The 20790-nt window shown below is 66.3% G+C and carries 16 protein-coding genes; 2 read left to right on the forward strand and 14 right to left on the reverse strand.

Features of this window, described 5'->3' with window-relative positions; all coding sequences use genetic code 11:
- Positions 1–37: 37 nt before the first annotated feature.
- The 10 genes from cobA to acnB all read right to left on the reverse strand — a co-directional run bounded on the left by cobA (position 38) and on the right by acnB (position 15387).
- A complete protein-coding gene (gene cobA / locus HMPREF2716_RS21785; protein ID WP_016561769.1) occupies positions 38–775 on the reverse strand; it encodes a uroporphyrinogen-III C-methyltransferase in 738 nt (245 codons plus the stop codon).
- Positions 776–786: 11 nt separating this feature from the next.
- Entirely contained in the window at positions 787–3513 is a 2727-nt protein-coding gene (locus tag HMPREF2716_RS21790; protein WP_031801352.1) for a nitrate reductase, read from the reverse strand.
- Positions 3514–3539: 26 nt separating this feature from the next.
- Entirely contained in the window at positions 3540–3866 is a 327-nt protein-coding gene (nirD, locus tag HMPREF2716_RS21795) for a nitrite reductase small subunit NirD (protein ID WP_023110148.1), read from the reverse strand.
- Between the two features lie 52 nt (positions 3867–3918).
- Positions 3919–6369, reverse strand: coding sequence for a nitrite reductase large subunit NirB (gene nirB, locus HMPREF2716_RS21800; RefSeq protein WP_070622003.1), 2451 nt, complete (start codon positions 6367–6369; stop codon positions 3919–3921).
- A gap of 267 nt (positions 6370–6636) precedes the next feature.
- Positions 6637–8232, reverse strand: coding sequence for a bifunctional protein-serine/threonine kinase/phosphatase (locus HMPREF2716_RS21805; protein ID WP_240128283.1), 1596 nt, complete (start codon positions 8230–8232; stop codon positions 6637–6639).
- A 74-nt stretch (positions 8233–8306) separates the two neighbouring features.
- Positions 8307–9518, reverse strand: a complete 1212-nt coding sequence (locus HMPREF2716_RS21810) for a NarK family nitrate/nitrite MFS transporter (protein WP_070622004.1) — start codon at positions 9516–9518, stop codon at positions 8307–8309.
- Positions 9519–9871: 353 nt separating this feature from the next.
- Positions 9872–10567, reverse strand: coding sequence for a polysaccharide lyase family 7 protein (locus HMPREF2716_RS21815; protein ID WP_003087865.1), 696 nt, complete (start codon positions 10565–10567; stop codon positions 9872–9874).
- A 229-nt stretch (positions 10568–10796) separates the two neighbouring features.
- Positions 10797–11375 (reverse strand): ANTAR domain-containing response regulator, encoded by a 579-nt coding sequence (locus HMPREF2716_RS21820; RefSeq protein WP_003087868.1) that lies wholly within the window; start codon positions 11373–11375, stop codon positions 10797–10799.
- Between the two features lie 16 nt (positions 11376–11391).
- A complete protein-coding gene (locus HMPREF2716_RS21825) occupies positions 11392–12600 on the reverse strand; it encodes a CmpA/NrtA family ABC transporter substrate-binding protein (protein ID WP_003144726.1) in 1209 nt (402 codons plus the stop codon).
- A 177-nt stretch (positions 12601–12777) separates the two neighbouring features.
- Positions 12778–15387 (reverse strand): bifunctional aconitate hydratase 2/2-methylisocitrate dehydratase, encoded by a 2610-nt coding sequence (gene acnB / locus HMPREF2716_RS21830; protein ID WP_003087875.1) that lies wholly within the window; start codon positions 15385–15387, stop codon positions 12778–12780.
- Between the two features lie 381 nt (positions 15388–15768).
- Here acnB and HMPREF2716_RS21835 point away from each other — a divergent pair, with 381 nt between their 5' ends.
- On the forward strand, positions 15769–16236 hold the full coding sequence (locus HMPREF2716_RS21835; protein ID WP_003098041.1) for a DUF1289 domain-containing protein: 468 nt from the start codon (positions 15769–15771) through the stop codon (positions 16234–16236).
- Positions 16237–16291: 55 nt separating this feature from the next.
- Here HMPREF2716_RS21835 and HMPREF2716_RS21840 read toward each other — a convergent pair whose 3' ends face one another.
- Positions 16292–17155 (reverse strand): universal stress protein, encoded by an 864-nt coding sequence (locus HMPREF2716_RS21840; protein WP_003087881.1) that lies wholly within the window; start codon positions 17153–17155, stop codon positions 16292–16294.
- Between the two features lie 170 nt (positions 17156–17325).
- Here HMPREF2716_RS21840 and HMPREF2716_RS21845 point away from each other — a divergent pair, with 170 nt between their 5' ends.
- The gene (locus HMPREF2716_RS21845; protein WP_003122839.1) at positions 17326–17949 is read left to right on the forward strand and encodes a tRNA isopentenyl-2-thiomethyl-A-37 hydroxylase MiaE; all 624 of its coding nucleotides are present in this window, start codon (positions 17326–17328) and stop codon (positions 17947–17949) included.
- Positions 17950–17997: 48 nt separating this feature from the next.
- Here the strand turns inward: HMPREF2716_RS21845 and HMPREF2716_RS21850 are convergent, their stop codons facing one another.
- The 3 genes from HMPREF2716_RS21850 to HMPREF2716_RS21860 all read right to left on the reverse strand — a co-directional run bounded on the left by HMPREF2716_RS21850 (position 17998) and on the right by HMPREF2716_RS21860 (position 20687).
- On the reverse strand, positions 17998–19329 hold the full coding sequence (locus HMPREF2716_RS21850) for an SPFH domain-containing protein (RefSeq protein WP_003120298.1): 1332 nt from the start codon (positions 19327–19329) through the stop codon (positions 17998–18000).
- 133 nt (positions 19330–19462) lie between these two features.
- Positions 19463–20185, reverse strand: coding sequence for a UDP-2,3-diacylglucosamine diphosphatase (gene lpxH, locus HMPREF2716_RS21855; RefSeq protein ID WP_003122838.1), 723 nt, complete (start codon positions 20183–20185; stop codon positions 19463–19465).
- Positions 20186–20189: 4 nt separating this feature from the next.
- Positions 20190–20687 carry a peptidylprolyl isomerase gene (locus tag HMPREF2716_RS21860; protein WP_003087890.1) on the reverse strand — a complete coding sequence of 166 codons (498 nt, stop codon included), beginning with the start codon at positions 20685–20687 and terminating at the stop codon, positions 20190–20192.
- Between the last annotated feature and the right edge of the window lie 103 nt (positions 20688–20790).

Raw genomic sequence — 20790 nt, forward strand, 5'->3', positions numbered from 1 at the left:
AGGCCGGGTTTTTCTTTGCCTGGAAAAAGACCGCTCGTCAGGCGCTCAGGGAAATCGGTTGCGACACGATGTCGCGGGTTACTTCGCCGATCACCAGGATCGCCGGGCTTTTCAAGGCGAAACGTCCGGCGTCCCGCAGTAGCTCGCCGAGGTTGCTGCGGCATTCGCGCTGGTTGCCCAAGGTGGCGTTCTCGATCATCGCCAGCGGCGTATCCTCGGCCATGCCTCCAGCCAGCAGCCCGGCCTGGATCTCCGCGAGTCGGGCGACGCCCATGTAGACCACCAGCGTGGTACCGCTGCGTGCCAGGGCTTCCCAGGCCAGGGGGCTGTCGTCCTGGGTATGCGCGGTCACCAGGGTCACGCCGCGGCTGATGCCGCGGTAGGTCAGCGGTATGCCGCAGGCAGTGGCGCCAGCCTGCCCGGCGGTGATGCCGTTCACTATCTCGCTGTCTATCCCGTGCCGGGCCAGCCATTCGGCTTCTTCGCCGGCGCGGCCGAAGATGCATGGGTCGCCGCCTTTCAGGCGCACCACGCTGCGTCCCTGGCGGGCATGCCGCAGCATCAGGCGCTGGATGAAGTCCTGCGGTGTGGAGCGGCAGCCGCCGCGTTTGCCGACCCGGACCAGCCGGGCGGACGGACAGTGCTCCAGTATGCTCGGGTTGACCAGATCGTCGACCATCACCACATCCGCGTCCTGCAGGGCGCGAACTGCCTTCAGGGTCAACAGTTCCGGATCGCCGGGACCCGCACCCACCAGCCAGACCTTACCGCTCATCGTCGTTCTCCTCAGGCATTCGCCGCCATGGGCCGGGGGGCCGCCAGCAGTCTCTTGATTTCCGGTACGCAGGAGCCGCAGCCGGTGCCGCAGCCGAACTCGCGCTTCAATCCGTCCAGGTCCAATCCGCGGGCGATGCCGCCGAGCACCGTTTGCTGGCTGACGTTCTGGCAACTGCACAGGGTCTTGCCGCCCGCACCCTGGCTGGGGCGTCCCGGTGCCGCGCCGAGTGGCGCGAGCAGCCAGCGGCGTAGCTCGCTATCGGCCCGGCCGGTAAGCCAGAGTTCTTTCAACCAGTCGCGGGCGAGGGTTTCGCCGGCGAGCCGGACGGCGACGATGCGCCCGTCTTCGAGGCGCACGCGCTTGCCGATGGCGCGCCGTGGGTCGTCGTAGGCGAGGATCGGCCCGTCGAGCAATTCGAGTTGGCGATCTATCCGCTCCAGCAGGTCTGCGCCAGGTGCCTCATGGTGTGCGGCGCTGACCAGCAGGGCGGGGCGCTCGCGTCCGGCGAGACTGAAGCTGGCGTGGTCGAAGACTTCGCACAGCGCACGGAGGGCCTCGAAACGCGCCTGGATATCGGTTTCCACCAGCGCGAACAGGCGCCAGGGCAGTTCGACGGATTCGACCTGAACCCCGGCGTGCTTGAGTTCGGGTTGTTTCGACAGGGGGTCGAACGCCGGCAGGGTCAGGACATTGCAGCCCAGGCCCTTGAGGAAGCGATCGCCCCAGTGCATCGGCAGGAAGGCCTGGCCGGGGCGCACCGAGTCGTCTGCACTCACTGGCAGGATCAGGGCGCCACGCCGGCTCTTCAGGCGCACGAGCTGCCCGTCCTGCAGTTGGCGGCGGCGCAGTTCCTCGGGATGCAGGTGCACCAGGGCCTCCTCTTCATGGCCGAACAGGCGTGCGCAGGTGCCGGTCCGGCTCATGCCGTGCCACTGGTCGCGCAAGCGTCCGGTATTGAGGGTCAGCGGGTAGCGCGCGTCACGTTTTTCCTGGGCGGCGCGGTAGGGTTCGGCGACCAGTTGCGCGCGTCCCGAGGCGGTAGGGAAGCGGCCGTCTGCATAGAGCCGTGCGGTGCCTTGCTCCGCGCCAGTGGGAAATGGCCATTGCTGCGGCCCCAGGCGGTCGAGCAGTGCGTAGCTGAGGCCGGAAAGATCGAGGTCGCGGCCGGCGGTAAGCAGCTTGTATTCGTCGAACAGGCTGCGGCTGTCGGCAAAGGCGAACAGGCCGGGTTTAGCAGGACGCAGGTGCCCTTCCAGGCGGCGCGCGAAGTCGCAGACGATGTTCCAGTCCTGGCGCGCTTCACCGGGGGGCGGAACGGCCCGACGGACATGACTGATCCGCCGTTCCGAATTGGTCACGGAGCCTTCCTTTTCTCCCCAGGATGCGGCTGGAAGCAAAAGGTCGGCGTATTGGCAGGTTTCCGTGCCGGCGAAGGCTTCCTGGACCACCACGAAGGGACAGCGGGCAAGGGCCTCGTGGATCTTGCGCTGGTCCGGCAGCGATTGCGCGGGGTTGGTACAGGCGATCCAGAGCGCCTTGATCCGGCCGTCGTGGACCGCATCGAACAGCTCGATGGCGCTGAGACCGGGGGACGTGGGCAACTGTTCCACACCCCAGTAGTGCGCCACCTCGGCGCGATGGCCGGGATCGGCGGCTTCGCGGTGGCCGGGCAGCAGGTTGGCCAGGCTGCCGGTCTCGCGACCGCCCATGGCGTTCGGCTGGCCGGTGAGGGAAAACGGCCCGCATCCGGCGCGGCCGATCTTGCCGGTAGCCAGGTGCAGGTTGATCAGCGCGCTGTTCTTGGCGCTGCCGGCGCTGGACTGGTTGAGCCCCATGCACCAGAGCGAAAGGAAGCGCGGCGAACGGCCGATCCATTCGGCGCAGCGCTGCAGGTCGGCGCGGTCGATGCCGCAGATGTCGGCGACGGTGCCCGGGGTGTAGTCGCGCACCAGTTCCTTCAGGTCGGCGAAACCCTCGGTATGCTCGGCGATGAACGAACGGTCGATCCAGTCCTCCCAGAGCAGGATATGCAGGATGCCGTGGAACAGTGCGACGTCGGTACCGGGAAGCAGCGCCAGGTGCAGGTCGGCCAGCTCGCAGGTGTCGGTGCGCCGCGGGTCGATCACCATGATGCGCATCTCCGGCCGAGCGGCCTTGGCGGCTTCCAGGCGACGGAACAGGACCGGGTGGGCGAAGGCCATGTTGCTGCCGGCGATCAGCACGCAATCGGCGCAGTCGAGGTCTTCGTAGCTGCACGGTGGTGCGTCGGCGCCCAGGCTGCGCTTGTAGCCGACCACCGCCGAGGACATGCACAGGCGCGAATTGCTGTCGATGTTGTTGGTGCCGACCAGGGCCCGCGCCAGCTTGTTGAAGGCGTAGTAGTCCTCGGTCAGCAACTGGCCGGATATATAGAAGGCCACGCTGTCCGGCCCGTGTTCGCGAATGGTCTCGGCGAAACGCCCGGCGGCATGTTCCAGGGCACTCTCCCAGTCGCTGCGAGCCCGCGCCAGTTGCTTGCCTAGGCGCAGTTGGGGGTACAGCGCGCGGGCCTGGAGGTCGCCGGTCAGGTGCAGGCTGGCGCCTTTGCTGCACAGTCTGCCGAAGTTGGCCGGGTGCCGCGGATCGCCTTGCACGCCGAGGATGCGTTCGCCGTCGTGTTCGATCAGGACGCCACAACCCACGCCGCAGTAGCAGCAGGTCGAAGCGGTGGTGCGCAGCGGGGAATCTGTCGACATGCTCGGCTCCTGTTATCGGCGAGAGATCAGGCGCACAGCGCCACGCTGTCCAGGCCGAGCAGCACCCGCCCGTTCTCCACCCGCACCGGGTGGCGATGGGCGCAGCCCTGGTCCGGGGCCACGGCTTCGCCGCTCTCCAGTTCGATCTGCCAGTTGTGCAACGGACAGGCCACTCGCTTGCCGTAGATCAGGCCCTGGGACAGCGGGCCGCCCTTGTGCGGGCAGCGGTCATTGAGGGCGAAGACCTGGTCGTCGGCGGCGCGGAAGATGGCGATGTCGCCTTTCGGGCCGGCGACCACGCGCGAGCCCAGCGGGTTGATTTCATCGAGGGAGCAGATATCCAGCCAGTTCATCGGTTCACTCCGGTAGGGGGAGGGCCGCCGTGGGACGGCCCGGGCAAGGGATTCAGACGTTTTCCAGTTGCTTGAGCGGAATCCGTTCGAACTCCTTCTTCAATTGCGGCTGTTCGATGCGCTGCTTCCATGGGTCCTGCTCGAAGGACAGGGCGAATTGCAGGCGGTCGTTGAGCGCCTTGCGGTTTTCCGCGTCCTCGACCACCGCCTTGCGGATGTGCTCCATGCCGACCCGCTGCAGGTAATGCACCGTGCGCTCCAGGTAGAAGGCTTCCTCGCGGTAGAGCTGGAGGAAGGCGCCGTTGTATTCGCGCACCTCTTCGGCGGTCTTGAGCTTGACGAAGAACTCCGCGACCTCGGTCTTGATCCCGCCGTTGCCGCCGATGTACATCTCCCAGCCGGAGTCCACGCCGATGATGCCGACGTCCTTGATCCCGGCCTCGGCGCAATTGCGCGGGCAGCCGGAGACCGCCAGCTTGACCTTGTGCGGCGACCACATGTTGAACAGGTCGTGTTCCAGATCGATGCCCAGCTGCGTCGAGTTCTGCGTGCCGAAGCGGCAGAATTCGCTGCCGACACAGGTCTTCACGGTGCGGATGGATTTGCCGTAGGCATGTCCGGAGGGCATGTCGAGGTCTTTCCAGATGGCCGGCAGGTCGTCCTTCTTCACCCCCAGCAGGTCGATGCGCTGGCCGCCGGTGACCTTGACCATCGGCACCTGGTACTTGTCGGCGACGTCGGCGATGCGCCGCAACTCGGCGGCGTTGGTCACGCCGCCCCACATCCGCGGTACCACCGAGTAGGTGCCGTCCTTCTGGATGTTGGCGTGGGCGCGTTCGTTGATCAGGCGCGACTGCGGATCGTCCTTGGCTTCTCCCGGCCAGGTCGAGATCAGGTAGTAGTTCAGGGCCGGGCGGCAGGTGGCACAGCCGTTCGGGGTCTTCCAGTCCATGAAGCGCATGGCGGCGTCGAGACTGGTCAGCCGGTGTTCGCGAATGGCCTTGCGGATCTGCCCGTGGTTGAGGTCGCTGCAGCCGCAGATGGCCTTCTCGCTCTTCGGCTTGACGTCGGCGGCGCCGCCGACGGTGCTGATCAGGATCTGTTCCACCAATCCCGCGCAGGAGCCACAGGAGCTGGCGGCCTTGGTGTGTTTCTTGACTTCGTCGACGCTGAACAGGCCGTGTTCTTGTATGGCCTTGACGATGGTGCCCTTGCAGACGCCGTTGCAGCCGCATACTTCGGCCGTGTCGGGCATGCTCGCGGCGCTGTTCTGGCCCTGGTGGCCGACATCGCCGAGGGCGTTCTCGCCGAACATCAGGTGGTCGCGGATCTGCGCGACGTTGTGGTTCTCGCGGATCTGCCGGAAGTACCAGCCGCCGTCGGCGGTGTCGCCGTAGAGACAGGCGCCGACCAGTACATCGTCCTTGATTACCAGCTTCTTGTAGACGCCGCCGATGGGGTCGGAAAGAGTGATGGTCTCGCTGCCTTCGCCGCCGATGAAGTCGCCGGCGGAGAACAGGTCGATACCGGTCACCTTGAGCTTGGTCGAGGTCACCGAGCCCTGGTAGCGGGCGTAGCCGAGATGAGCCAGGTGGTTGGCGCAGACCTTGGCCTGCTCGAACAGCGGCGCAACCAGGCCGTAGGCGATGCCACGGTGGTTGGCGCATTCGCCGACCGCATAGATGCGTGGGTCGTAGGTCTGCAGGGTGTCGTTGACCAGGATGCCGCGATTGCAGGGGATGCCCGCGCTTTCGGCCAGCTCGGTATTGGGGCGGATGCCGGCGGCCATTACCACCAGGTCGGCGGGAATCACGTCGCCGTCGTTGAACTGCACGGCACAGACCCGGCCGCTGCCGTTGTCCATCAGTTCCTGGGTCTGGGTGTTCAGGCGGAAGCGGATGCCGCGGGCTTCCAGCGCGCCTTGCAGGAGTTTGCCGGCGGTGCGGTCCAGTTGGCGTTCCAGCAGCCAGTCGGAGAGGTGCACGACGGTCACGTCCATGCCGCGTTGCTTGAGGCCGTTGGCCGCCTCCAGGCCGAGCAGGCCGCCGCCGATCACCACCGCGTGGCTGTGGGTCCGGGCGCAGTCGATCATGGCCTGGGTGTCGGCGATGTCGCGGTAGCCGATCACGCCCTGCAGCCGATTGCCGGGTATCGGCAGGATGAAGGGGACCGAGCCGGTGGCCAGCAGCAGGCGGTCGTACTCGGCCTCGCTGCCGTCCGCGGCGACCACCCTGCGGCGGACCCGGTCGATCTGCACCACCTTGCGGTCGAGGAGGAGCTTGATGCCGTTTTTCGCATACCAGTTGAGGTCGTTGAGGACGATTTCCTCGAAGGTCTGCTCGCCGGCCAGCACCGGGGACAGCAGGATGCGGTTGTAGTTGGGATGGGGCTCGGCGCCGAACACCGTGATGTCGTAGAAGTCCGAGTTGAGCTTGAGCAGTTCTTCCAGGGTACGGACCCCGGCCATGCCGTTGCCGACCATCACCAGCTTGATCTTCTTCATGCGGAGTAGCTCCTGCATAAGGTTGGCGCAAACAAAAAAGGCGTCCCGCTGTTGCCAGCAGGACGCCTTTGTCCAGGTCCCGTTCGGTCGGGAAACGCCGCCTCGTCGTTGAGGCAGGCGCTTTGTTGTCGATTGTCGGGAGAACCCAAGCAGGCGCCGTGCCAACTTGCGCTATTGCCTATCTCCATGGCCTTGCAGGGATAACGCGGGGCCTCACCGCGGTCTTTCTGCCCCGTGCCGGGGCGTATCGCACCGGGCTGGTGCCTCTCAGCCCTTCAGCCAGACCAGGAGTAGCGCCAGGTTGGCGGCCAGGGACAGCAGGGCGATGGCGCGCCAGGTCTGCAGCGGTTCGCGCTCCAGCAATGGGCGGGTTGCCGCGGCCGGCAACGCTTCTCCCTGTTGCAGCGAGAGCAGCCATTCCTCGGCGGTCTCGAAGCGCTGTGCGGGGTCGCAGGCGACGGCGCGCAGCAGCAGGTCGTCGATCCAGGCCGGCAGGTCGGGGCGATAGCGGCTGGGCGGGACGGGGCGACCGAAGCGCGGGTGCTGGAAGGCTTCGATCTCGCCATAGGGATAGCGCCCGGTCAGCGCCTGGTAGAGGCAGACGCCGGTGGCGTAGAGATCCTGGCGCACCGAGGGCGAGGTGCCGGAGAAGCACTCCGGCGCCAGGTAGCTGGGCGTACCCGGTAGCAGATGGGGGTCTTCGCGCGACAATCCCGGACACCAGGCCAGGCCGAAATCCAGCAGGCGCAGCTCGCCGTCGCGGCCGAGGTGGAGATTTTCCGGCTTGAGGTCGCGGTGCAGCAGGTTGCGTCGATGCAACTGGCCAAGCCCGCGCAGCAGCTGGTTGGCCAGCCCCAGCCACTCCGGCAGCGACAGCGGGCCATGGTTGCGCAAGCGCTCGGCGAGAGTCTCTCCGGGGTGCTCGCGCATCAGGTAATACAGATGCTGGCGCTGCGCCAATCCGTGCAGCTCGGGGAAATGCCGGCCCTGGACGCGGCGCAGGAACCATTCCTCGAGCAGCAGGGCCTGGGTTGCCAGCGGATCGTCGGCACGTGCGGCGGGAAGGGTCTTCAGCAGCCAGGGTTGGCCCTGGCCATCCTCGACCCGGTAGAGCAGGGACTGGCGGGATTCGCCGAGTAACTGCCGGACCCGCCAGCCTTCGAAGAGCTGGCCGGGCTTCAGCGGCGGCGGCAGTGGCCAGTGGCCCAGTTGCGCGAGGGCGTCGCCGAGGCTGCCTGCGGGCACGCCTTCCACGCGTACCAGCAGGGCGCTGGCGTTGTCCTGGCTGCCTGCCAGGTGGGCGGCGCGAACCAGGGCCTCGGCGCTGCGCTGCGGCTCCTCGGCGTTGCGCAGGATGCTGCGGATGCCGCTGTCGCCCAGCGTCGCCCAGACGCCGTCGCTGACCAGTAGCCACTGGCTGCCGGGCTCCAGATCGCCTTCCAGATAGTCGACCACCAGATGCTGGTCCAGTCCCAGGGCGCGGGTCAGCACGTGTTGCATGTGCGGCTGTTCCCAGACGTGGTCGCTGGTCTGCCGGAGCAACTCGCCGTCGCGCCACAGGTAGGCCCGGCAATCGCCGACGTGGGCCAGGGTGTAGCGGGTGCCGCGCAGCACCAGGGCGGTGAGGGTGGTGAGCAGCGGCTGGCCGCCGCCGTTGGCCTGTAGCCAGCGGTTCTGCGCCAGCAGCAGGCGGTCCAGGGATTGCACGATGGCCCAGGTTTCCGGAGTCGCATAGTAATCCAGGGCCAGCGCTTGCAGGCTGCTGCGCGCCGCCAGGCCGCCATCGGCGCACTGGCTGACACCGTCGGCGATGGCCAGCAGGTGTCCCTTGCTGGCGGCCAGGGCCGGCGCCGGGGTGACCACCCGCAGCGCGTCCTGGTTTTCCGTGCGAGGCCCGCAGGCGCTGGCTTCGCCAATGCTCAGTCGCAACCCCACGCTCAGACCCGCGCGGCGGTGACCGCGGCCGAGCCCCAGGTGGTGCGCCAGCGCCGCTTCACCCCGTGGAGGCCGAACCAGGCCAGCACGCCGAGACTGGCGAACAGCCACAGGCCGAGCTGGTAGTCGCCGGTGCTTTGCTTGATCGCGCCGAGGCCGGCAGTCAGGCAGAAGCCGCCGATGCCGCCGGCCATGCCGATCAGCCCGGTCATCACGCCGATTTCCTTGTGGAAGCGCTGCGGTACCAGCTGGAACACCGCGCCATTACCGGCACCGAGACTGAGCATGGCGACCACGAACAGGCCGAGGGCGGCCATCGCGCTGGGCAAGTGGAAACCGACCGCGGCGATGCAGATGGCGGCCAGGGTGTACACCATCAGCAGGCTGCGGATGCCGCCGATGCGATCGGCGAGGGCGCCACCGAGCGGGCGCATCAGGCTGCCGGCGAAGACGCAGGCGGCGGTGTAGTAGCCGGCGGTCACCGGGTTCAGGTCGTACTGGTCGTGGAAATAGCCGGGCAGGGTGCTGGCCAGGCCGAGGAAGCCGCCGAAGGTGACGCTGTAGAAGAACATGAACCACCAGCTGTCGCGGTCGCCGAGGGCTTTCAGGTAATCGCCCATGGCCTTGGGCGCCGGCCGCTGCGGGGCGTTGCGCGCGACCATGGCGAACACCAGGAGGGTCAGGACGAGCGGCAGCAGGGCGAAGCCGAACACATTGTTCCAGCCGAACGCGGCGGCCAGGCCGGGGGCGAAGAGGGCGGCGAGCACGGTGCCGGAGTTGCCCGCGCCAGCGATGCCCATGGCCTTGCCCTGGTGTTGCGGCGGGTACCATTGCGATGCGAGCGGCAGGGCCACGGCGAAGGATGCCCCGGCGAAGCCGAGGAACAACCCCAGCAGCAGTGCCTGCGCATAGCTGTTCACGCCCAGCAGCCAGGCGGCCGCCAGGGCGGCGATGACGATGACCTGGGCGAGGATGCCGGCGCTCTTCGGCGACCAGCGATCGGCCAGCAGGCCGAGCAGGAAGCGCAGTACGGCGCCGGCGAGGATCGGCGTGGCGACCATCATCGCGCGCTGTTGGGTGCTCAGTTGCAGGTCGCCGGCAATCTGCACCCCCAGCGGGCCGAGCACGTACCAGACCATGAAGCTCAGGTCGAAATAGAGAAACGCCGCGAACAGGGTCGGCGCATGGCCGGCCTTCCAGAAGCTGTTGTTCATCGAACACCTCGTATCCAGCGGAATCGGGGCGGAACGGCCGCCCGGCGGAAGTTGCATCGCTACAAGGTGAGCGTCCGACAGCGGACCACCCACCCGCCCCGACGCTGGGGCGAAACGACGAAGACGCCACGGGCCTCTGCCGGGAAGGAGAGGCCGCGCGACGTCTTTGTCGGGGATGGGTAACCGCCGTTGGCTACCGTCAGGCAGGACGTAGCAAGCTCTTTGCCAAGTTGTCGAAAGCGCGGCGTAGAGCGGTTGCAGGGACAACCATGGCGTCGGGCGTGCACGCCGCGGTGGCAGGCGTCGGGGGCTTGCACAGGGCTGGGGCGGCGCGTCCGTGTGCCGTCGGCGGTTCAGCGATGGGCGGTGTTCAGGTGGTAGATGGTCACGCGGCTGCCTTCGCCGCTGTCGCCGGCGTTGTCGTTCACGTAGGCGCCGGCCTTGAAATAGAGCAACTGGTCGTTCCAGGCGCTGCCGAGGGTCTGGTAGTAAGCGTCCTCTTCGCCGTCCTGGCTGCGCGCGCGCACCGCCAACTCGCCGCTGGAGGTGACGCGCAGGCTGTAGTTGAAGCGCTCGCCCAGGCGTACCTGCTCGAGGATCGACACGTTGCGGCTATAGGAATCGTCCGGGTGGTTGCGTACCAGCGCCTCGACCCGGCCGAGGCCTTCCTCGGGCTTGTAGTAGTACTGCAGCTTCACCAGAGGTTCGCCGTCGTCGGTCTGTGGCGACTTGCTGTGGATCTGGCCGATGATCACCTTGTTCTTCGAGGGGACCTTCTCGACGCTCATGGTCACCCGCAGTTCGTTGTCGGCCTGCCAGTAGTACCAGTTGTCGAGGCTGCCGTCGGCCTGGGTTTCGCGCAGTTCGGTGCGAGGATAGGTGCTGTCCTCGGTGTGCGAGCCGTCGATGGGCACCCAGAAGACCAGGCCGCCATCGTTGCCTTGCTGGAAGTACCGGCTCTGGTAGCCGTTGTTGAGTTGCTGGGTGGTGATCACCTGCGGGGTGGGTTCGGTGGGAATAGTAAGGTTCCAGGTGCTGAGATCGATCATGCTGAGCATCTCCTGACCGCTGAGTCGGCGGTGCGGTTCGGGCGGACGCCTGCGGCTCCTAGCCCTGGGCGTCCACTGCGGGCCTCCCTGGTCATGCTAGTCGAGGGTGGCGAGGGGGTAGCTCCCAGAACGGATAGGGCCGTTCCGGGCGCACGAGCATAGCCGCGCCGCTCTGCGCCGGGGGCCAGCAGGGTGGCTGGCGATATGATCGCCAGCTGCCCAGCCGGATTCAGCCGCCGAGCATGTCGTGCATGGCGATGATCTGCTCGGCGACCTGGATCAGCTTCTGCTGGCGGCTCATGGCCTGGCGTCGCATCAGCGTGTAGGCCTCCTCCTCGCCGCAATGCTTCATCTTCATCAGCAGGCCCTTGGCCAGCTCGATGCGCTTGCGCTCGGCCAGCTGCGCCTCGCGCGCCTGCAGTTGAGCGCGCAGCGCCTGGTCGCTCTCGAAGCGCGCCATGGCGACGTCGAGGATCGGTTGCAGGCGGCTGGCCTGGATGCCTTCGACGATGTAGGCGCTGACCCCGGACTGGATGGCGCGGCGCATCACTCCCGGATCGTGCTCGTCGGTGAACATCACGATCGGGCGCGGCTGGTCGCGGCTGACCAGGCAGACCTGCTCCATCACGTCGCGGCCGGGAGACTCCGTGTCGATCAGGATCACGTCGGGACGCAGCGCTTCGACGCGCGCCGGCAGGTCGATGGTCAGCCCCGACTCGTCCACCACTTCGAAACCGCTCTCGAGCAGGGCGGCCCTGAGGCGTCCGACTTTCTTCGGCGTGTCGTCGATCAGCAGGATACGCAGCATGGCGGGCGCACCAGGGTCAGGGGGCGATGCTCTGGCCGGTTTCGGCCAGGGCGTGGATCGGGAAGCTGCGGGCGTAGCCGGCGGGGTCGCTGCCGTCCCAGGTGCGCCCGTCGATCAGTGTCGAGCGGCGCATGTCGGCGCCGTCCAGGCACAGGCCAAGGGCCGTCGCGGCATCGCGGTACAGTGCGGTCTGCTGGACCCTGCGGGCGATGCCCAGGTAGTCCGGGTCTTCGCGCAGCAGGCCCCAGCGGCGGAATTGGGTCATGAACCACATGCCATCCGAGAGCCAGGGCCGGTTGACTTCGCCGTCGGCATAGAAACGCAGCGGATGCGGGTCCTGCCAGGCGTTGCCGAGGCCGTCCTGGTAGCGGCCGAAGAAGCGCGGCTGGATCGCGCCGAGCGGAGCGTCGACATAGTCGCGGCCGCTGATCAGTTGCGCGGTGCCCAGGCGGTTCTCGGCGTTCTGTTCGATGAAGCGGCTGGCGTCGAGGACCGCCATGACCAGCGCGCGGGCGGTGTTCGGGTAGGCGTCGACGAAGGCGCGGGTAGTGCCGAGGACCTTTTCCGGGTGGTCCGGCCAGATCGCCTGGCTGGTGGCGATGGTGAAGCCCTGGCCCTGGTCCACGGCCAGGGCGCCCCAGGGTCCACCGGCGCAGAACCCGTCGATGCGCCCGGCCTGGAGATGGCCGACCATCTGCGCCGGTGGAACCACCACGCTGTGCACGTCGTGCAGCGGATGCAGACCGATGCTCGCCAGCCAGTAGTTCAGCCAGAGCGCGTGGGTACCGGTGGGAAAGGTCTGCGCCAGGGTCAGGCGTGCACCATTCTGGCGCCGATGCCGGAGCAGTGCCTCCGCACTGGTCACGCCAGCCTGCTTCAGCGGTTCGGAAAGATTGATCGCCTGGCCGTTCTGGCACAGTCCCATGAGCACCGCCATCTCGCTTGCCGCGCTGCCGCCGAGGCCGAGCTGGACGCCGTAGACCAGCCCGTACAGGCACTGCGCGGCATCCAGCTCGCCGCTGAGCAGTTTGTCGCGCAAGGTGGCCCAGGACGGTTGGCGCCTGAGATTGAGCGTGAGGCCGTAGGGCTGGGCGAAGCCCTGGGTGGCGGCCACGATCAGCGAGGCCGAATCGGTCAGCGCCATGAAACCGATGTCCAGGGCGCTCTTTTCCGGTGCGTCGGAACCGCCGGCCCAGGCCTGGCTGCGTATCGCTCTGTCTGTCATCACCACCTCGAGTGCGGGAGGGCGGCGCGGGCCGTCCCGTTTTCCAGTGCGCAGGCGCCGTCGTCGGCGCGCTTTTCCATAGCTGCCACAGCAAGCGCTATGCCAGGCGGCGCGGGGGGGTTCGCCGGGCAAGAAAAAGCCCCGCACGGGGCGGGGCTTGTTCGACGCGTCGCTGGATCAGGCCTGGACGACCGGGATCTTGGCGTTCGCAGCCGCTTCGCGGAACTCGGCGATCTGGTCGAAGCTCAGGTAGCGGTAGACGTCGGCAGCCATGCTGTCGATGTCCTTCGCGTAGGCCATGTACTCCTCCACGGTCGGCAGTTTGCCGAGGATCGAGGAGACCGCCGCCAGCTCGGCCGATGCCAGGAACACATCGGTGGCATCGCCCAGACGGTTCGGGAAGTTACGGGTCGAAGTGGAGACCACGGTGGAACCGGTCTGGACGCGAGCCTGGTTGCCCATGCACAGCGAGCAGCCCGGCATTTCCATGCGCGCGCCAGCCTTGCCGTAGATGCCGTAGTAGCCTTCCTCGGTCAGCTGGTGGGCGTCCATCTTGGTCGGCGGAGCCAGCCACAGACGGGTCGGGATGCCGCCCTTGACCTTGTCCAGCAGCTTGCCGGCGGCGCGGAAGTGACCGATGTTGGTCATGCAGGAGCCGATGAACACTTCATCGATCTTGCGGCCCTGTACGCTCGACAGCAGACGCGCGTCGTCCGGATCGTTCGGCGCGCAGAGCACCGGCTCTTTGACGTCGGCCAGGTCGATCTCGATCACCGCGGCGTACTCGGCGTCCTTGTCGGCTTCCAGCAGCTCCGGCTTGGCCAGCCAGGCTTCCATCGCCTGGGCGCGACGCTCCAGGGTGCGCGGGTCGCCGTAGCCTTCGCCGATCATCCAGCGCAGCAGGGTGATGTTGGACTTCAGGTACTCGGCGATCGCCTGTTCCGGCAGCTTGATGGTGCAGCCGGCGGCGGAACGCTCGGCCGAGGCGTCGGACAGCTCGAAGGCCTGCTCCACGGTCAGGTCGTTGAGGCCTTCGATCTCGAGGATGCGGCCGGAGAAGATGTTCTTCTTGCCCTTCTTCTCGACGGTCAGCAGGCCCTGCTGGATCGCGTAGTAAGGGATCGCATGGACCAGGTCACGCAGGGTGATGCCCGGTTGCAGCTTGCCCTTGAAGCGCACCAGCACCGACTCCGGCATGTCCAGCGGCATCACGCCGGTGGCGGCGGCGAAGGCCACCAGGCCGGAGCCGGCCGGGAACGAGATGCCGATCGGGAAGCGGGTGTGCGAGTCGCCGCCGGTACCAACGGTATCGGGCAGCAGCATGCGGTTCAGCCAGCTGTGGATGATGCCGTCGCCCGGACGCAGCGACACGCCGCCACGGGTCATGATGAAGTCGGGCAGGGTGTGGTGGGTCTTGACGTCGATCGGCTTCGGATAGGCCGCGGTGTGGCAGAAGGACTGCATCACCAGGTCGGCGGAGAAGCCGAGGCAGGCGAGGTCCTTCAGTTCGTCGCGGGTCATCGGGCCGGTGGTGTCCTGGGAACCGACGGTGGTCATCTTCGGTTCGCAGTAGGTGCCCGGGCGCACGCCCTGGCCTTCCGGCAGACCGCAGGCGCGGCCGACCATTTTCTGCGCCAGGGTGAAGCCCTTGCCGCTATCGGCCGGTGCTTCCGGCTTGCGGAACAGGTCGGAGGCGCCCAGGCCCAGCTCGGCGCGGGCCTTCTCGGTCAGGCCACGGCCGACGATCAGCGGGATACGGCCGCCGGCGCGGACTTCGTCGAGCAGGACCGGGGTCTTCAGCTCGAAGGTGGTGACCACTTCGCCGCTGTCGTGGCGAACGACCTTGCCTTCATAGGGGTATACGTCGATGACGTCGCCCATGGCCAGGTTGGTGCAGTCGAACTCGATCGGCAGGGCGCCGGCATCTTCCATGGTGTTGTAGAAGATCGGTGCGATCTTGGTGCCGAAGCAGAAGCCGCCGGCACGCTTGTTCGGCACGAACGGAATGTCGTCGCCGAAGAACCACAGCACCGAGTTGGTGGCGGATTTGCGCGAGGAACCGGTGCCGACCACGTCGCCGACGTAGGCGACCGGGAAGCCCTTGGCCTTGACCGCTTCGATCTGCTTCAGCGGACCGACCGAACCCGGCTGGACCGGCTCGATGCCGTCGCGGGCCATCTTCAGCATGGCCAGGGCGTGCAGCGGGATGTCCGGGCGCGACCAGGCGTCGGGGGCCGGGGAGAGGTCGTCGGTGTTGGTTTCGCCGGGGACCTTGAATACGGTGAGAGTCAGCTTTTCCGGGACTTCCGGCTTGGCCTTGAACCACTCGCCATCGGCCCAGGATTGCAGCACGGACTTGGCCGCGGCATTGCCCTTCTTGGCGCGCTCGGCGACGTCGTGGAAGGCGTCGAACATCAGCAGGGTGTGCTTCAGCTGTTCGGCGGCGGTGTTGGCCAGTTCGGCGTCGTCCAGCAGCTCGACCAGGGTGGCGATGTTGTAGCCGCCCTGCATGGTGCCCAGCAGCTCGGCGGCACGTTGCTTGTCGATAAGGGGGGAGGTGGCTTCGCCCTTGACGATGGCGGAAAGGAAACCGGCCTTGACGTAGGCGGCTTCGTCGACGCCCGGCGGTACGCGGTTGGTGATCAGGTCAAGGAGGAATTCTTCTTCGCCGGCCGGCGGGTTCTTCAGCAGCTCGACCAGGCCTGCGGTCTGTTCGGCGTTCAGCGGTTGGGGCACGACACCCTGGGCGGCACGCTCTTCTACGTGTTTGCGGTAGGCTTCAAGCACAGTATTTCCCTCATCAGTGGTCCCGGGGGACACGTATCCAGGAACCGACGCAGATCCGCTCGTCAGGCCCAGGTGGACGGTAATCCACCAACCTACGAGGGCATCGGCAGGTTCCAGACAGAAGCTGTTTTCAAAGTTTTACGCCGGCGGGCTGGGGTGGGGCTGGCGAGACGCTTGAGGGAGGCGCCGTCGCCAGCGTACCTGCCGGAAACTGTGCTCGTGACGCTTTGAAAACAGCTTCTAACGGACATTGGCGCCTAAAAAGGCGGGCCAATGTTACTGGAAACTCGACGCAAAGTTAAGTCGGAAACCCTAGGAACCACGGGGTGAACTTGATTAGACAAAGGGCTAAGATGCCGCTTTGTTTTCGTTGTCCCGGCCATGTCTTCGCAAAGAATCAAAACCCCCTGCGTAGGGCTTTGCTCCACGGTATACGGCGACCTGGTATGCCGTGGCTGCAAGCGTTTCCACCATGAGGTGGTCAACTGGAACCTCTACGACGCCGAGGAAAAGCGGGCTGTCTGGAGTCGCCTTGAGCAGTTGCTGGCCCAGGTGATGGCCGCCAAGCTGGAAGTCTTCGACGCCGCGCGCCTGCGCCTGCAACTGGAGCAGCGGCAGATCCGTTTCGTCCCCGAGCAGTCCCCCTATTGCTGGGCCTACCAGTTGATCGCCCGCGGTTCCCGGCTGATCAACCAGATCGAAGCCTACGGCGTGGCACTGCTGCCGGAATTCCGCGACTGGAGCCTGCCGGACCTGCGCGATGCCATCGACCGGGAATTCTTCCTGCTGTCGGAAGCGCATTACCAGCGCTACATCGCGCCCTCGTTCCTGCAGGCGATCGACAGATAGGCGGTGTCTCCAGCGAAAAAGCCGCCCTTGGGCGGCTTTTTCGTCCGACCAGCGGTCACTCCTTGCTGGCCAGCTCCTCCAGGTGGGCGATGATGTCGTCCGGCTTCAACACCAGCACGTCGCTTTCCAGGGTATCCAGCACCACTTCCGCGGTATTGCCGATCAGCGCGCCGGACAACCCTGTGCGCGCCACGGTGCCGATCACGGTGACCACCGCGTCGAGCTTCTGCGCGGTGCGCGGGATCAGCACGTCGGCCGGACCTTCCTCGATGTGCAATTGTTCGTCGCTGAAACCGTACTCGGCCTGGAAGGTGCGGCAGGCCTCGCGATAGCGGGCCTCGATGGTTTCGCTGAGCTGGAAGGTCGGGTCGGCAGAGGAGAGCATCGGCGAGGGGTGGGCGCTGATCACGTGCAGCGTGGCCTTGGCCAGGCCGGCGATGTCGTAGGCATGGCTGATGATCCCGGCGTGCAGGGAGCGGTGCTCGCCGTCGTTGTTGCCGACGTCGACCGCGGCGAGGATCTTTCCTCCCGTCCAGGGCCGGGCGGTCTTGGTCATCAGTACCGGACAGGGCGCGAAGCGCAGCAGCTTCCAGTCGTCCGGGGTGAGGATGGCCTTTTTCAGCGGGTTGTCGGGAAAGTGCTGCTTGATGATCAGCCCGCAGCCTTCGGCCTGTTGCTCGGCGATGATGGTCTGGTGCAGGGAGTCCTTCCAGGCCTGGTTGGTCGAGACGCTGTAGCCTTCCTCGCGCAGCTCCTGGGCCAGGTCGTTGAGAGCGGCGCTGTGGTCGCGGCGCTTCTCGCAGACCAGCAGGTGCAGGTGCGACTGGGTCACGCCGGCGATCAGTTGTGCCCGTTTCAGGGCGAGACCTTCCAGCTGGTCCGGTTCAATCACCACGAGGATGCTGCGAATGGCTTGCATGATCGTCTCCCTGAGTGCTTGTGGTTATCGCTGAAACAACTCTAGACGCAATCCAGCCGCTGCTCTTGATGCATATCAAACGGGTCGGCCTGCCCGACCGCCGCAGCTTCCGTATAATGCTCCGCCTTTCCTGCCCCGACCAGCGTCATGGCAGGCCCTTTCCAGAATGAGTGACCTGCACCATGTTGCCCGAGATCGACCAATTCCTTGCCTGTTCCACTCCCGCCGCCTGGGTCGAGGCGGCCCTGGAGCGCCAGGACGTCATGCTGCTGGACCACAAGGCCTGCGAGATGAAGGCCGCGGCGACGGCGATGCAACTGATCGGCAAGTACTCCGGCCGCCTGGACCTGGTGAACAAGATGAGCCGCCTGGCGCGCGAGGAGCTGCGCCACTTCGAGCAGGTGCTGGCGATCCTGAAGAAACGCGGTATCCGGGTGGTCAATGTCAGCGCCTCCCGCTACGCCTCGGCGCTGCGCGACCTGGTGCGCAAGCAGGAGCCGCAGCGGCTGACCGATACGCTGGTGGTCGGCGCCTTCATCGAGGCGCGTTCCTGCGAGCGCTTCGCCGCCCTGGTGCCGCACCTGGACGCGGAGCTGGCGAAATTCTACGGCGGTTTGCTGAAGTCCGAGTCGCGGCATTTCCAGGACTACCTGAAGCTGGCCTACCAGTACGGCGACGAGGCCGACGTGGAGCGGACGATCGAGGTGGTGCGGGCCAAGGAGGCCGAGCTGATCAGCAGTCCGGACAACGAATTCCGCTTCCACAGCGGCCTCCCGGTGGACCTGGTGGCCTGAGTCGGAAACAAGAAAGCGCCCCGCGGGGCGCTTTTTTTGCTGCCTGGATCAGTCCTTGACCTTGAGGTCGAGGGCCAGGTCGCGGGCGGCCTTGGTCGCCAGAACGCCCATCAGCTGGCCGATCTCGTCCTGGCGGCTCGCCGCGCCGTTGGCGCCGGCGCCCATCATTACGCTGGGGACGGGGGCCTGGGCGGCGGCTTCGGCCCAGACCTTGTTGATCGCGATCAGCGCGTCGAGCTTCGGCTGCAACGCGCCGTCCGCCTTAATCACCGCTTCGCGGGCGTAAGCCTCGGCGTCGGCGGTGATCTTGGTGGCCTGGGCGGTCACCGTGGCCTTGTCGCGCAGCAGTTCGGCGGTCTGCTTCTCGATCTCGGCGCGCTGCTTCTCGCGCTCGGCGTTGATCACCGCCAATTGCTTGTCGGTTTCCGCCTGGGTGGTGCGTTCGATCTGGTCGCGCAGGGTTTCCTGGCGCTTGGCCTCGACTTCCTTCTCGCCGCGGGCGGTGACCAGCAGCTTTTCCTCTTCTTCCTTCAGGCGGTTCTGCCGCGCCACCGCCAGCTCGGCGAGCGCCTGCTGGACCTTGACCATGCGCTGCTTGTACTGCGGGTTGGGATCGACGTTGGTGATCCGCGCTTCCACCACCTCGACGCCGAACTTGCGGAACTGCTGTTGCTTGCGTACCGGGATGCCCTTGGCATCGGTGACCTTCTCGGTGACGAACTGGCTGGCGTTGTTGTCGCCGAACGCTCCCTGCTCGGTGCCGGCCTGGAGGATCGCGGTCTGGTGCGGAATGGCGCCGCGCGGCCCGCGGACTTCCTTGCGCTTGATCAGGTACAGGCCGTCGTTGAGCTGGTTCTCGAACTCGGCGGCGAATTCGCTGCGGGCTCCGGCGTAGTAGTCGTCGGCGCTCATCAGCGAAGCGGTGGCCTGGAGGGTTTCCTTGATCGCCGGCACCAGTGCGGTGCGGATGAAATTGTCCGGGTTGCGGTATTCCTGGGCCATCTTCAGGAACGGCTCGCCGCCGGGCAGGCGAAAGCGCGCGGAAGATTCGACCTTGGCGTCGACGTTGCCGAGGAACACGATCGGGAAAGCCTCGATGGTGGCGCCGAGGCCGTCGTTGTCCGGATTGGTGTCGTTATCGTCCATGACCAGCACGGACTGCACGCTGATGGCCTTCTTCCAGGTGGTGGCGCGACCGAACCACTTGGTCGCGTAGCCGACGTCATCGACGATCTTCTCGTCGCCGAAGATGGTCCTTACGTGGGTCATGAAGCCGGCTTCGTTATAGAAGAACACGCCGTTGAACAGGCCGAAGCCGAGGGCGAGCATGCCGAGGGGGGCGGCGACGAACTTGATCAGGTTTCCCTTCGAGATGATCACGATCATTCCTTGATGCGGGGTGGGGGAGCGCGATCCTGCTGAAAGGTGGCCCGCGACGTCAAGATGGACGGTGGAAAAAATGCGAATCGCATAATGCTTCGCTGAAAGGCCCGCATGGCGGGCCTGGGGTGGGTCAGAGCGGGAAGGGCGCCTGGCGATGGCCGTTGGCGTCGATCTCCAGGGCCCAGCCCTGGCGGTCCCAGTCGCCGAGCACGATGCGCCGGGCGGGCTGGCCGTCGATGTCCAGCGGGTGTTCGGCCGGCCGATGAGTGTGGCCATGGATCAGGGTACGCACGCCATGCCCGCGCATGACCCGGGGCACTTCTTCGGGCGTGACATCGATGATGTCGACGGCTTTCATGCGGGTCTGCGCGCGGCTTTCCTTGCGCAGCTTGCGTGCCAGCTTGTGCCGGGTGGCCAGCGGCAGGTGGCGCAGTACCCAGAGCGTGAGCGGGTTGCGCAGCCAGCGGCGCAGGCGCATGTAGGCCTCGTCTCGGGTGCACAGGCTGTCCCCGTGCATCAGCAATACCGGCTCGCCGTACAGGTCGATAACGCTCGGGTCGGGCAGCAGCGTGCATCCGGCCTCGCGGCAGAACGCCTTGCCAATGAGGAAGTCGCGATTGCCGTGCATCAGGTAGATGCGCGTACCGTCGTCGGCCACCTGGCGCAGGGACTGGGCGATGGAGCGCTGGAAGGCGTCCATGCCGTCGTCGCCGATCCAGGCTTCGAAGAAGTCGCCGAGGATGTACAGGGCCTCGGCCCGACGGGCGCGCTCATCGAGGAAAGACAGAAACGCCCGGGTGATGTCCGGGCGTTCCGCTTCGAGATGCAGGTCCGAGATGAACAGGACGCTCATCGCTTCATTCTTCGACGATTTCGGCCTTCTCGATGATCACGTCCTCGGCCGGCACGTCCTGGTGGCCGCTGCGCATGGTGGTGGCCACGCCCTTGATCTTGTTGACCACGTCCATGCCCTCGACCACTTCGCCGAAGACGGCATAGCCCCAGCCCTGGGTGGTGGGGGCGGTATGGTTGAGGAAATCGTTGTCGGCGACGTTGATGAAGAACTGCGCGCTGGCCGAATGCGGGTCCATGGTACGAGCCATGGCGATGCTGCCGACCTTGTTGGTCAGGCCGTTGTTGGCTTCGTTCTTGATCGGTGCGCGAGTGGGCTTCTGCTTCATGCCCGGCTCGAAACCGCCGCCCTGGATCATGAAGTTGTTGATCACGCGGTGGAAGACGGTGTTGTCGTAGTGGCCACTTTTCACGTACTCCTTGAAGTTCGCCGCGGTTTCCGGGGCTTTCTCTTCATCGAGCTTCAGGGTGATGACGCCATGGTTGGTATGCAGCTTGATCATGTGGGTAATCCGCTTTGTCGTGAAAATCGAAGGCCTGTCAGGGGGTTGACAGCTTCGGCTATGATAAGCGCTTTGATTTGCCCGGCCTACCCTGGTCGGGCGA

The organism is Pseudomonas sp. HMSC076A11 (genome assembly GCF_001810205.1).
GTDB classification, from domain to species: domain Bacteria; phylum Pseudomonadota; class Gammaproteobacteria; order Pseudomonadales; family Pseudomonadaceae; genus Pseudomonas; species Pseudomonas aeruginosa.